14 protein-coding genes and 1 riboswitch are annotated in these 12458 nt (G+C 38.6%); of the genes, 2 read left to right on the top strand and 12 right to left on the bottom strand.

Annotation, left to right across the window (positions count from 1 at the left end; all coding sequences use genetic code 11):
* Window positions 1–213 precede the first annotated feature (213 nt).
* Entirely contained in the window at window positions 214–417 is a 204-nt protein-coding gene (locus tag I2484_RS13730; protein ID WP_207151608.1) for a hypothetical protein, read from the bottom strand.
* Between the two features lie 249 nt (window positions 418–666).
* Complete coding sequence (locus tag I2484_RS13725) at window positions 667–2238, bottom strand: plasmid pRiA4b ORF-3 family protein (protein ID WP_207151607.1); 1572 nt, start codon at window positions 2236–2238, stop codon at window positions 667–669.
* A gap of 239 nt (window positions 2239–2477) precedes the next feature.
* On the opposite strand from I2484_RS13725, the gene I2484_RS13720 reads away from it, so the two are divergent.
* Window positions 2478–2861, top strand: a complete 384-nt coding sequence (locus I2484_RS13720; RefSeq protein ID WP_207151606.1) for a VOC family protein — start codon at window positions 2478–2480, stop codon at window positions 2859–2861.
* 128 nt (window positions 2862–2989) lie between these two features.
* On the opposite strand, the gene I2484_RS21845 is transcribed toward I2484_RS13720, so the two are convergent.
* The 6 genes from I2484_RS21845 to I2484_RS13690 form a co-directional block, all read right to left on the bottom strand.
* Window positions 2990–3655: a TIGR04104 family putative zinc finger protein gene (locus I2484_RS21845; protein WP_207151605.1), complete on the bottom strand. Its 666-nt coding sequence runs from the start codon at window positions 3653–3655 to the stop codon at window positions 2990–2992.
* Complete coding sequence (locus I2484_RS13710; RefSeq protein WP_207151604.1) at window positions 3642–4160, bottom strand: sigma-70 family RNA polymerase sigma factor; 519 nt, start codon at window positions 4158–4160, stop codon at window positions 3642–3644. The genes I2484_RS21845 and I2484_RS13710 overlap by 14 nt, the downstream gene beginning before the upstream one ends.
* Window positions 4161–4339: 179 nt before the next feature.
* Window positions 4340–4756, bottom strand: a complete 417-nt coding sequence (locus tag I2484_RS13705; RefSeq protein WP_207151603.1) for a GNAT family N-acetyltransferase — start codon at window positions 4754–4756, stop codon at window positions 4340–4342.
* A 294-nt stretch (window positions 4757–5050) separates the two neighbouring features.
* Window positions 5051–5704 carry a M48 family metallopeptidase gene (locus I2484_RS13700; protein ID WP_207151602.1) on the bottom strand — a complete coding sequence of 218 codons (654 nt, stop codon included), beginning with the start codon at window positions 5702–5704 and terminating at the stop codon, window positions 5051–5053.
* A 71-nt stretch (window positions 5705–5775) separates the two neighbouring features.
* On the bottom strand, window positions 5776–5961 hold the full coding sequence (locus I2484_RS13695) for a hypothetical protein (protein WP_207151601.1): 186 nt from the start codon (window positions 5959–5961) through the stop codon (window positions 5776–5778).
* A gap of 41 nt (window positions 5962–6002) precedes the next feature.
* Complete coding sequence (locus I2484_RS13690; protein ID WP_207151600.1) at window positions 6003–6722, bottom strand: VCBS repeat-containing protein; 720 nt, start codon at window positions 6720–6722, stop codon at window positions 6003–6005.
* A 206-nt stretch (window positions 6723–6928) separates the two neighbouring features.
* A riboswitch (Lysine riboswitch) is annotated at window positions 6929–7106 on the top strand.
* 122 nt (window positions 7107–7228) lie between these two features.
* Between I2484_RS13690 and dapA the strand changes: the two genes are divergently transcribed.
* Window positions 7229–8113 (top strand): 4-hydroxy-tetrahydrodipicolinate synthase, encoded by an 885-nt coding sequence (gene dapA / locus I2484_RS13685; protein WP_207151599.1) that lies wholly within the window; start codon window positions 7229–7231, stop codon window positions 8111–8113.
* A gap of 317 nt (window positions 8114–8430) precedes the next feature.
* Here dapA and I2484_RS13680 read toward each other — a convergent pair whose 3' ends face one another.
* From I2484_RS13680 to cydS, 4 genes are all read right to left on the bottom strand, one after another.
* Window positions 8431–9771 (bottom strand): cyclic 2,3-diphosphoglycerate synthase, encoded by a 1341-nt coding sequence (locus tag I2484_RS13680; protein ID WP_207151598.1) that lies wholly within the window; start codon window positions 9769–9771, stop codon window positions 8431–8433.
* Window positions 9772–9941: 170 nt separating this feature from the next.
* Window positions 9942–10508: a DUF4256 domain-containing protein gene (locus tag I2484_RS13675; protein ID WP_207151597.1), complete on the bottom strand. Its 567-nt coding sequence runs from the start codon at window positions 10506–10508 to the stop codon at window positions 9942–9944.
* A gap of 229 nt (window positions 10509–10737) precedes the next feature.
* Window positions 10738–12099: a 23S rRNA (uracil(1939)-C(5))-methyltransferase RlmD gene (rlmD, locus tag I2484_RS13670; RefSeq protein WP_207151596.1), complete on the bottom strand. Its 1362-nt coding sequence runs from the start codon at window positions 12097–12099 to the stop codon at window positions 10738–10740.
* Between the two features lie 237 nt (window positions 12100–12336).
* Window positions 12337–12456 carry a cytochrome bd oxidase small subunit CydS family protein gene (cydS, locus tag I2484_RS22005; RefSeq protein ID WP_481886410.1) on the bottom strand — a complete coding sequence of 40 codons (120 nt, stop codon included), beginning with the start codon at window positions 12454–12456 and terminating at the stop codon, window positions 12337–12339.
* Window positions 12457–12458: the final 2 nt, after the last annotated feature.

The following is a 12458-nucleotide window of genomic DNA, read 5'->3' as shown; positions in this document are numbered from 1 at the left end:
GCTTCAGCCTCCTCGTCACTGCGTTCCTGCGGGGTCTTCAGCTCGCGCTGTTCCCGCTGGAGTCGCCGCTCTCCACTACAATCAACTAGTTCTTACTATATAAAAACTTTTTCAGTGCCCTCGCTATTATGCGGGGGCTTTTTGGTGAACCATTATGATTAAAAAAGGCAGCTGGTACTAACACAATTCGGGATTGTATCAGGACTAGGCACCTTAAATTCCTTCGGATACTTTTTCATTACGGTAGTATTCAAGTGCTCCATCATCCGCCAAGTAAATGCTTGCACCTTCACTTCTCGGAAGTTTCTTCAATAAACAATTCAAATAGATGTAGAGCTTATGCAAATCAATATCCGTAAATGGACCGATTTGCAAGACGAAGTACACAGAAAAAGAAATTCCCAGCTCATCGTTCATAATCTTCTATTGAAATGAATAAGCTTTAATAAACTCTGCAAAGGAATGATTAGATGGCGCAAAAGAAAACAATTTCTTGTAAGAAATGTGGCGGTAGAACGAGCGGCGGTAGACTCTGTAAAAAATGTGGTTAAATGTGTAATCATCATGCAAAATATTACTCAGCACAAGAATTCAACTATTTCACGTTCGGTCCGGCTCAAGTTCCTAACATTTTGTTAGGAACTTTTTGATTTCCAGACACCTTATTCAAATGTCGAATCCCTCCCCCTTATTCGCCTCACTCATAAACGCCCGGAATTCTTCCACTTGAGGCAAGCTTGTCACTATTTTCACCCTCACAGGTAGCTGCGCAAGAAACGGTGCCAATGCCTGCACCACTTCCTCTTTCAAAGACAACAACATTGGTATTCCTCCAAGTTGTTTGATCGACTGGAAAAATACCAATTGAATTTTCTTATCCATATCTCCACCAATTACTAATTCCTGGTGTACGACCAACCCGTCCTGTTCTTCTAAAGCCACAGCCATAATAGGGAAATACGGCCGTTGTTCTTTAGAATCCCGCACTGGAATGTCAACCATGAATACATCAAATACAATTGAAACATCAACGTCCCTCATTTTCTTCAAACTCACCAGCTCTATCTCTGAAAGATGCAGTTTCACTATCTCGTTTTCGTTTTCCTCTTCCACTTTCTCTTTTGGGACAAGTTCAATATGACAACTCTGCCATAAATAATGGTCATCTTCCTCTTTTGCCACTCTACCAAGAAACTCATTCCCTCCCATATAGGACGGTATATCAAGACCAATCTTCACTTCCTCTAACATCGCCTTCGTCTGTTCGATGACAAGAAGCATCATCCGTCCCTCTTCTTCATCTATGGACCATGGATAAATTCCCGGTACAAAACTACGGAACTGAATCCACTGTTTCCGCCCACGGAACGATTCGCCATATTGTTTTAGAAACTCGTAATCCTTTTGCACCAGTTCATCCCGGTCTACAAAAGACAACAGTAAACTCCGTTGCTTCAATACTATATCCATTGTCGGTTCCTCAGCCATCGTCGCCTGTAACGCGTGTAATCCTTCATGTCCAACATAAAACGCTAAGCCAAACTCCTCTTCTGCCGCTCCAAGCACACTGCAATACAAAAACTGCTTATTTACCGGATCCGTAACGATAAATATTTGATCATCCTCAAGCAACTTCCACGGCTTCAATGCCTTAAACGCCTTCGCTTTGTCTATTAATATCTGCCAATCAAAACCATTTCTTTTACTAGAAAAAGTTAGTGTCAAATCCGTAAGATCCGCTAGCCCCTCATTCACATTATTCGTAAGCTCGCGCCATTCAATTTCCACATGTTGCAGTACTTCTTCTTCCAATCCACGACTGTCCTCTTCTGGCGCCAATTTCACGGCCTTCACACAATGTGGATAACGAACCCCTTCTTCTGGCATCAAAATCTTCTCAAGTACAATTTCATGCTCCCAATTAACGCGGAAGTCATATGTATAGTCAGCCCTGTCTTTCACGTGAGTAAACCAATCCTTCAGTATTTCATCTCGTTCTTCACGCATCTCGTGAAACGAAGGGAAGCCCCCATCTTCATTTTCTATTTCGATTACTTCATTCACTCTCATTGCATTTCGTCGCCGTATATAATACGAATGCAAATGACAACCCTCCCAATCAAACACCACTTGCAGCACCCGATGCAACTCATAAAACGTCATCCCATCATCCACCTGCAGTCGCCGCCACACTGGCGGACTCATCCCCTTCAAACTTACCTTAAACTGATAAATCATCCCGACACCTCTACTCTTCTTTTTATATTATTTTAAACGAACAGTACTTCAGGTTCACAGTCTCCATTTCTATTATGAGGCGCTGAACTTTTCTGTTCGTCGTACTAATCCCGTAGCAGTTGATTCATCGTACTGACGGGTTTACTTTGTGTTGTTTAGACATTGGCATGTTAACCGCTTTCTAAAATATCAATACTATCGTATAGTAAATTAATAATAGACTTATGGGAGGGAATTACTTGAAACTTTCACATATACGCTTATTAGTGCCGAACGTTCGAGAATGTTTTATGTTTTATCGAGATATCCTAGGACTTGAAGTTCTCTATGGAAATGAAGACACTCCGTTTGCAGAGTTTAAAACTGGGGACATAAACATTGCACTAGAGCCTGCGATAGTGAGTAATCCTATTGAAACTTTACGTAATCCGCATGAATTCTGTGTCAATGACCAGGCTGCCCTGATTTTTAGAGTAGATGACGTTGACGCAACGTACGATCAATTGAAGAGCAGAGATGTTGAATTTGAAAAAAAACCACATGACACACCTGAATGGGGTATGCGTGTAGCCTACTTCCGTGACCCTGCTGGAAATTTAATTGAAATTAATAAAGGTATTTAATTTATCCTACATTATTTTATAGTAAAGTATGAAAAAGCGAAGAACCTTTATTCCATTAAGGTATACTCGCTTTTTTCACTTCTAAATAAAAGCTTCCTAGGGATCCCGTTATAGTAATATACCTTTTATCACCATAAAGGATCATTGATAGGATCCTTCTGCTGGAGTTCTAAATAATATGGACTTAGGCTTAACATGGCATATCCTGAACAGGTAATATGTATAACAATACCCAGTAAGATATTATCAAATAATTGAGGGACGATAACTGAGAAAGGTATTAATATATTAAGCACACTACCTTTTAATAATGACTTTTTCGTTCGGTATTGCTTTTTATTACAGTATGGGCATGTTATTTCTCTATTTTTCATACTTCGCTTCAACGCTTCTCGGTAAGTCCATTCTTTACCGCATTCCACACAAACAGGTAAGCCTTTTCCGCTTTTTTGAAGGCTTCTTTTTATCAAGATGCGTAGAATAATAAAGAAGCTTATGAAGAGTATCGCTTTCGAAAAATCTTTATTAAGCATTGACCAAGTCGTAGTTATTGCAGGTTCAATCGGCGCCGCTCCTTGCCAACTATTTGCAGGCTCATTCTGTTGCCATAGCAAATAACTGAAGCCTATTGCGAAAATCGTGAAAGTCGCGAGCACAATTCGATATTGCCAATTGATACGTTTCTTTTTGCTGTGTAATTTCACTTTTGCCTTCGTTGCAATTAGCTGCTTTTTCTCCTTGGATAATGACACATACTGAAGCTCACGATTTAAATCCTCCTTAAATTGATTCACGGCGTAGTTCCTCCCATTCATAATCAATTATCCGATTTTCCAGTTGCTTCCGTGCACGCTCTAATCTAGTTCTTACCGTGGATTCCGGACACTTCAATAATTTCGCTATTTCCACCGTCGTCATTTCCTGAAAGTAATATAGAATGAGCACTTCACGATAGTTGATCGATAATGTAAACAAAGCATCAACTAATTCCTGTTTCTCCGCTATCTCGAGCATCGCACGTTCAGGGGTATGATTTGTACTTCTTCCTTTAACTTTCTCAAACAGCATGATTCGCTTGTTCTTCCAGCTTCGTAAATAATCATGACTCCGATTAACCGTAATTTTCACTAGATAGGTTCTCAGCGATGCCTCTCCCCTGTACTGATCCCTTTTTTCATAAAAGGCAATGAACACGTCTTGCACGATATCCTCAGCGGTTTCACTATTTCCTACATACAAATAGGCAACACGCAATAAATAATCACCATGCTCGGCAATGATTTCTTCGATTTTCGTCACAACCACACCTACCTTCACCCTACTGACGGACTCCAAGCCTTTTCCGATTCACTTTTACTAACTTTATTTGCTATGCGTGTATTTTCAATACTCATAAGATGCAATTATAACGCTCTTCTTTGGATTAATGAAAAATGCCTGGTAATAAACCCGAATGGGATTATTACCAGGCATTTAGCTTATACTTTTTTTAAACTTCCAGATTGCATTTTATAATTCCTCAAAATCATTCCATTTGTTTTGGTCATTCCTAACTTATCATAATAAGGAATTAAGTCATCATCACAACATAAGTCAATCATATATATGTCATCAAGTTCTTTTAGCATCCGATTTACTAATTCCTTGCCTATACCTTCATTTTTGTAGTCTGGTAATACCTCAAGAAATGGAATGTAGGCAGATAGAACTCCATCACTTATTGCAGTAATGAATCCAATCACTAGTTTAGTTTTATCATCAATCGCAATAATCACTTTACTGCTTTTCTTTAACAGTATTAAGTGAGTTTGCGGATTTGGTGGATTTGGCCAATCCACAAAAAAGCCCTTTAACATATCAGAAGAAATACCATCGAGTGAGTTCTTGTATATCATACTATATCAGCTCCTAATTTATATTAACTTATTAGATAGATGATATATCTCAAAAGTAAAGTAACAAGATATGACCTCCAAGCATTCTAAGGACTACTATACAGTACTTATTAAAAAACTCAAAATTTAGTATTTTTTATTAGCAAAGCTAATTTCCATGTATGTTAAAGTGAAATAGGTCGCCTGTACTACCATAATTTGAAAATTTATCAGGACCAGGGACCTTAAACGAGACAAATTAAGTTTTCAAACACAAAAACACGGTCACATTTTTTCTAAATGTAACCGTGTTTCTCAAAGTGACATCGCATGCCCATTCCTTGCCAAATACTCTTCCTTCTCTTTATAATCTGGCATAATACTTCCAACACGTCTCCAAAATGATCGATCATGGTTCATATGCAATAAATGACAGAGTTCATGGATTACCACATAATCAATGACTTCAATTGGGGCCATCGCTAGACGATAATTAAAGGTCAGCTTTCTATCCGAACTACAACTACCCCACTTGGCTTTAGACTCTACTATTTCAATGATTTTCGGCTTAACTTTCAGTTGTTTTTCATATATTTTTATCCGTTCTCCTACAATCATCTTACAGCTATTGATATAGAACTTCTTGAGATTCCTTTTAAGCACCTCTTCATTTAACTCGCTACTATCTATTAATTCATGAAGATGACACTCTTTCCCAAGGTATAAGAACTTCCCTTGAGCATGATACTCTCTTGCCTTAGGGGTTTCTCGAGCTACTTCAATTTCATGCATTTTCTCTAGTATCCTTTTCCCGTTACTCTCTATTGCACTGACAATAATTTCTTGACTTGTGTCTTTCGGTGCTTTAACAGTTATAAAACCAAACGAATCTATATGAATGGATAGCTTCTTCCTATTTCCATACTGGACATTAAATTTTATTGTTTTATTTTCAATTTCAACTTTCATAACTAGCATCACCTTTATACATTTATTCTCAACCCTTGTTTATTAACTCATCCTTTGTCTTCTTTCTATTCTTAGCCACGATCTATAGATTCACTTCCTGATACATTCATCTTAGTGGGTATTGCCCATTCTGGCAACAGACGCTCCGTAGAATAAGACAGTTCAACTAAACTTGATAATCCCTTAACAAAGCAATACGAAAGAATTCCTCCAGTAGGAATCCGCACTTCGAATACAGACTCGATAAAGATTACCAATTAATGCACCACCCCGGAAACCTTTTCATTTGAGATATATCCTAAGATCCAAAAATAGCTAAATACTGATTTTGCAAAACAAATTTATTATCTTTCCATCCTAATGTGTTCAAAATAAACCCTAACGAATCCGCATTATATCTTCCAGCAATTTTTTGATAGGCTAAAAGCTCATAAACTTTATTTGAATTAAAATCTACTGGATACAAGCCACTCAAAGGGTTCACAAAACCAGTTATCGGGCTTTTCAATTTTCCATTTTCAGTATATATTTCAGCTAAATACTCAGCACCTCTATTAGAAATGTCTATAATGTACTTATTATCATTTACCTTGCTGACAACTTCAACTTTATAATTGTCTTGATAAGTAACATCATATTCGTATCGATCATTATAAACATTAAAATCAAAAAGTAATTTTGCTTTATTATCAACAAAGGAAAAAACATAATAGTACATAATTCCACCACTACCACCTGTGGCAATACCTATTAAAATATCCGCTACACCATCTCCAGTAAAATCACCCAAAAATAAGGTTGGATTATAGCCTACATTTTCACGTAGTAGGATACTTGTTAACTTGCCTGTTCTTCCATCCTTAACGTGAAGGGTTATATTTTGAATAAATGGACTATCTGAAGTCTTTATGCCAGTTAAATAGACATGATCAGTTACTCCATCTCCGGTTACATCTCCCTGAGCAAACGCAACAATACTAGGCTGACTCATATTATACCTAGGATAATGAATACTCATTACATTCCCCTTTTCATTATGACTATAATTATATCTATCCTATGGGTTAATAGGATGATTGCTACTAGTTGTATAACATTTAAAAGAATACCAAGCCCTCATTAAATTCAGAATTATTTTAGAACCTGACACCCTTCACTTGCAATTGCATTAGAATAGAGGTAAAGTTTGAGTAATTAGAAATTCACTTATTTCAAAAACTTTGAAGTAAGGATAGAGGCGCAAAGACCATCAGTACACAATCAGAGGATAATGAGATCCTATGACAATTGTGGAAAGGGGCATTTGCCGAAGTGGAGAGAAACTCATTTTCTTGAAGCTGGTTCTGTGCTGAATAAACACAGAATTGTCATATAGGAAACTATATGGAGGGCTATCTTATGCAAAGAAATAATTTATTATTTCTTTTGCAACAACGAGCCCTCGTTGTTGCTTTTTTGCGTCAATTCACAAACCGCCCTTCTTCCTCTATTTTTTTAAAATAAATTATAGGATGTGGAGAAATAATGAATTTCGGACAAGTATTAACTGCTATGGTGACTCCTTTTGATGACAATGGTGAAATTGATTTTCAAGCTACAAAAATCTTAATTAATTATTTAATTGCTAATGGAACAGAAGGCTTAGTGGTATCTGGTACAACAGGAGAATCTCCAACGTTAACAGATGAAGAAAAGGTCAATTTATTCAAGTTTACAGTGGACGTTGTAAATGGAAGAGTTCCGGTGATTGCTGGTACAGGCTCGAACAACACAAGAGGATCCATTGAACTAACAATTCTTGCAGAAGATGTAGGTGTCGATGGGATTATGCTCGTTGCCCCATACTATAATAACCCTTGCCAAGAAGGATTATATCAACACTTTAAGACAATTGCGGAGGTCACATCTTTACCAATTTTGCTTTATAACGTTCCCGGACGCAGTGTTGTCAACATATCTGTTGAAACAGTCATTCGCCTTTCAAAAATACCAAATATCGTGTCTATTAAAGAGGCAAGCGGAAATTTAGATATGATGGCCGAAATTATTAATCATACACCTGAAGATTTTTCATTGTATAGCGGTGATGATGGTTTAACGATTCCAGTCCTATCGATTGGCGGTATCGGTGTCATTTCTGTAGCGTCCCATGTTATAGGGAATGAAATGCAAACGATGATTGGTCATTTCAAAAGCGGCAATATTCATGAGGCTGCCAGGGATCATCGTAGACTACTGCCAATCATGAAAGCACTTTTTGCTGCTCCAAATCCAGCACCAGTAAAAGCAGCTTTGAATTTAAAAGGAATCCCTGTCGGTGGTGTCCGCTTACCTATGATTCCATTAAACGATGAACAACTAAGTACACTTCAACAAGTACTAAACATCAATAAGGAAGTAACTTCTTAATATAAAATTGTGAAAGGTACCAGGTTCTAAAACAGTTCACAATTCAATAAGAACCTGGCACCCGTCACTCTATATCATCGACTATAAGCTTAGTTGGTGCGAAATATACCGCAAACAAAGTTTGTACTTGCCGCAAGTATTTCTGCATTACACAAATGGGCATGTCAGCTAGTTTAAGGTAGGAATTCCCCATACTTTTCAGTAACCATTGATTTCAAAAACAACAAATGAAGGCGCAGAGATTCTCTAGAGAACCTCTGCGCCTTCATTTGTTATTTACTGTCTGTTTGCATGCTAGTGTTCATATCAGATATTTACTAAACAAGCTTATGTTCTTGGATAAAACCTTTTAAAATTCCGCTTAAATTAGGGCTACCCACTTCATCTAAATCATAATGTACACGCGTATATGGTTTATTAATAGAAATGATTCGAGATAAATCCATCGGTGTTCCAATGATCACGGCATCACAGTCGGCATTATTGATGGTTTCTTCAAGATCTTTCAATTGTTGTTCGCCGTAACCCATCGCTGGAAGAACATTTTGAATATGTTGATATTTGTTAAATGTTTCGATTAATGAACCTACTGCAAATGGACGTGGGTCAATCATTTCCTTCGCACCTAAACGTTGAGCCGCAACTGTACCCGCGCCAATTTTCATCTCTCCATGAGTCAACGTAGGACCATCTTCAACGACTAATACACGTTTACCACTAATAATTTCTGGATTATCAACCGTAATCTTTGACTCAGCTTTAATAACAGTGCTGGTAGGGCTTGCAAATTTGATATTATTTTCTACGATTTGAATAGCTTCTGGTGTTGCACTATCAATTTTGTTAATAATGGCAACATCTGCTGTTCGTAAACTAACCTCACCAGGATAGTATTTCAACTCATGACCTGGACGATGTGGATCTAAGACAGTAACCGCTAAATCAGGCTTGAAGAAAGAGAAATCATTATTTCCCCCGTCCCATAAAATAACGTCACAGCCATCCGGATCATTTTCAGCTGCCGCTAAAATATCTGCATAATCAACACCAGCATAAACAATGTTTCCACGATCAACATGTGGTTCATACTCTTCCATTTCTTCGATTGTACAATTATGTTTCTTCAAATCCTCCACTGTCGCAAAACGTTGAACGCGCTGAGCATTTAAATCGCCATAAGGCATCGGATGTCTCACAGCAACAACTTTTAAACCATGCTCCAATAACGTTTCGATAATTTTTCGTGACGTTTGGCTTTTACCAGTCCCAGTTCGCACAGCACAAACCGAAATAACCGGTTTATTGCTCTTTAACTGCGTGCCTTTTGGTCCAAGTAGCGTGAAGTCAGCACCCGCTGCATTCACAATCGCACCAACGCCCATCACAGCATCGTAACTAATGTCGCTATAAGCAAAAACACATTCATCCACTTGTAACTCTTCGATCAGCTTTGGTAATTGGTCTTGTGAATAAATTGGAATTCCTTCAGGATATAGTTCACCAGCTAATTCACTTGGATATTTTCGTCCATCTATATCAGGTATTTGCGTTGCCGTAAAAGCAACAACGTTATACGCTTCATTATCACGATAAACCGTATTAAAATTATGAAAATCCCTTCCAGCAGCACCTATAATAATTGTATTTTTTCTTTTCATCAGTATTCACTCCTATAATTGCAACGTTTTTATAATTATAACCTTTAGTGCATTTTAATACAATCAGTTTTTTGAATATGCAAGATGTAAAAAAAGATACACCACTATTCCCGGTGTATCTTCACTCTTTTGACTTCTCTTAAAAGGTACCAATCACTCACCCTTTTAATTCAGACCCTTAGCGAGCCACGGAAACCCCTGGCGGCATAGTAGGACTCAGCTCCATTGTGATACACAAAGATCGTGTCGTAGCGATAATCACAAAAGATAGCCCCACCCAGCTTTCTAATATCAGCAGGTGTTTGCACCCAGCTCGATGTTTTCAAATCGAAATTTCCAAGTTCCTGTAGCTCCCGGTATTGCTCTTCGGTTAAAAGCTCAATGCCCATGTCGGCAGCCATATCAATAGCGTTATTTTCTGGTTTATGTTTTTTCCTTGACTCCAGTGCTTCAAGGTCGTAACAAACACTTCTGCGGCCTTTAGGGCTTTCTGCTGAACAGTCATAAAAAATATATTCGCCCGACTTTTTATCATGACCAACAACATCCGGTTCTCCTCCGGTTATTTCCATCTCATTAAGCGACCATAGTTTTTCAGTATTAGCTTCCAGCTTCTCTTGGACTTTAGCCCATTCTAGTTCTGTATGGCGATTCATGTTTTGCTCAAAACGTGCTTTCAATAGTGTGAGTAATTCTTCACGTTGTTCAAGTGACAACTGCTTGTTTCCCTTGGTCATATTGACTTCCTCCTAATTTTTTCATCCCTACTAATTATGTGCCATAGCAATCAGCTTAACCCTACTGAAACTTCAATTCCTTGTCTGCTCTTATTGTCTCATGAATTTCACCAATTTGTACCATCATAAATGTTCGATATATGGTTATGATATTTGCTTAAACCACTCAACATAAAAGGTGAAGAATCATTTTAAAATCGATTCTTCACCTTTTATTCAATATTTTATTTCAAATCTCCAACCAAGCCACACACTCTACGTGACTCGAATGTGGGAACATATCAACCGGCTGTATTTCCTGCGTACGATACCCACCATCTTCAAGAATGCGCAAATCCCGTGCAAGCGTACCGGGATTACATGATACGTAGACAACACGCTTCGGTTTATACTCCAAAATCGTTTGCAACAACTCTTCGTCGCAGCCTTTACGTGGTGGATCGACAACCAGCACGTCGAATCGCTTGCCATCCGCATACCATTTCGGAATGACGACTTCAGCAGGTCCTGCTTCGAAATGAGCGTTATTGATGCCGTTTAATTCCGCGTTACGCTTAGCGTCTTCAATCGCTTCAGGAACGATTTCGACGCCATATACTTCTTTCGCTTTTTGTGCGATGAACAATGAGATTGTACCGATACCACAATATGCATCAATGACGGATTCTTCTCCCGTTAACTGTGCATATTCCAGTGCCTGTCCGTAAAGAACTTCCGTCTGTTCAGGGTTCACTTGATAGAAAGAGCGTGCAGATATTTCGAAATCGATATTGCCAATTGAATCGACAATAACCGGTTTCCCGTATAGCAAAACAGTTTCATCACCTAAAATAACGTTCGTTCTCTCGGTGTTAAAGTTTTGCATAATTGACGTTACATTCGGAACAACCCGTTTAATAAGTTCGATGGCTGCATCTTTTTGTGTGAATTTCTTTTTGCGTGTTACTAAAATAACCATCACTTCACCTGAAGCACGTCCTGTACGGACAATTAAGTGACGAAGCAGACCAAGGTGAGTTTTTTCATCATAGGCATCAACACCAATTGCATGCAGCTCATATTTCAACATAGCCATTAGGTCATCTGCCTCGTGACTTTGAATAAGACAGATGTCTGTATCGACGATGTCATGTGTACGCGATTTGTAAAATCCAGAAATGACTTTACCGTCTCGCTCACTGAAAGGTATTTGTGATTTATTGCGGTAGCGCCAAGGGTCGTCCATCCCTTTTACAGGGTGCACTGGCACATGCGGTAGTTTCCCGATGCGATCCATAACATCGCGTACCGTTTTACGTTTTTGCACCAGTTGGCCTTCGTAAGACAAGTGTTGCATCTGGCATCCTCCGCATTTTGAGAACACATTACAAGGCGGTTTTACACGGTCAGGCGATGCTTTTGTAATGTTTAACAACCTGGCAAAGCCGTAACTTTTCAATGTTTTACCTACTTGAATATCAACTTCTTCACCTGGCAGCGCGCCGGGGATGAAAAGCGGATAGCCGTCCACTTTGGCTACACCCGAACCATCGTGCGTTAAATCTTCTACGTAGACGTTGAGACGGTCGTTTCTATTTACACTATATGACATTATATGTTCCTCCAAATTTCAGATGTCTTTAGTTTACCATGCTAAGGCTGAAAAAACAGATGTCGCGATGGCATCTATTAGACAATCCGTGTACTTTAAGGCTGGAAATGCTCGGTTAGCACACACATTTAATCGCTCAACTAGCTTATATGATCGGTACGCACGCGTATATGATCGGTCGCCAGTCTTTTTAATCGTACAACAAAAAACAGACGCCATAATCGACGCCTGCCTCTATTACTTTTCGTTTTTAATTTGTTTCTTTACGGCTCCGTCCATAGGTCCAATAACAAATGCAACGACGAGTCCCCCAATGAGGACGATGAAGGGTGCGTAAAACATTAAAAAGTGATTCATGT

This window comes from Sporosarcina sp. E16_8 (genome assembly GCF_017347095.1).
Classification (GTDB): Bacteria; Bacillota; Bacilli; order Bacillales_A; family Planococcaceae; genus Sporosarcina.
Note: the sequence above shows the minus strand (reverse complement) of the source record. Positions and strands in the feature narration are given on the sequence as shown.

Bases quoted from the DNA above. Each gene is read 5' to 3' on its own strand.
- I2484_RS13730 (WP_207151608.1), bottom strand. From the start codon at position 417: ATGAACGATGAGCTGGGAATTTCTTTTTCTGTGTACTTCGTCTTGCAA.
- I2484_RS13725 (WP_207151607.1), bottom strand. From the start codon at position 2,238: ATGATTTATCAGTTTAAGGTAAGTTTGAAGGGGATGAGTCCGCCAGTG.
- I2484_RS13705 (WP_207151603.1), bottom strand. From the start codon at position 4,756: ATGATATACAAGAACTCACTCGATGGTATTTCTTCTGATATGTTAAAG.
- I2484_RS13700 (WP_207151602.1), bottom strand. From the start codon at position 5,704: ATGAAAGTTGAAATTGAAAATAAAACAATAAAATTTAATGTCCAGTAT.
- I2484_RS13690 (WP_207151600.1), bottom strand. From the start codon at position 6,722: ATGAGTATTCATTATCCTAGGTATAATATGAGTCAGCCTAGTATTGTT.
- dapA (WP_207151599.1), top strand. From the start codon at position 7,229: ATGAATTTCGGACAAGTATTAACTGCTATGGTGACTCCTTTTGATGAC.
- I2484_RS13680 (WP_207151598.1), bottom strand. From the start codon at position 9,771: ATGAAAAGAAAAAATACAATTATTATAGGTGCTGCTGGAAGGGATTTT.
- I2484_RS13675 (WP_207151597.1), bottom strand. From the start codon at position 10,508: ATGACCAAGGGAAACAAGCAGTTGTCACTTGAACAACGTGAAGAATTA.
- rlmD (WP_207151596.1), bottom strand. From the start codon at position 12,099: ATGTCATATAGTGTAAATAGAAACGACCGTCTCAACGTCTACGTAGAA.
- cydS (WP_481886410.1), bottom strand. From the start codon at position 12,456: ATGAATCACTTTTTAATGTTTTACGCACCCTTCATCGTCCTCATTGGG.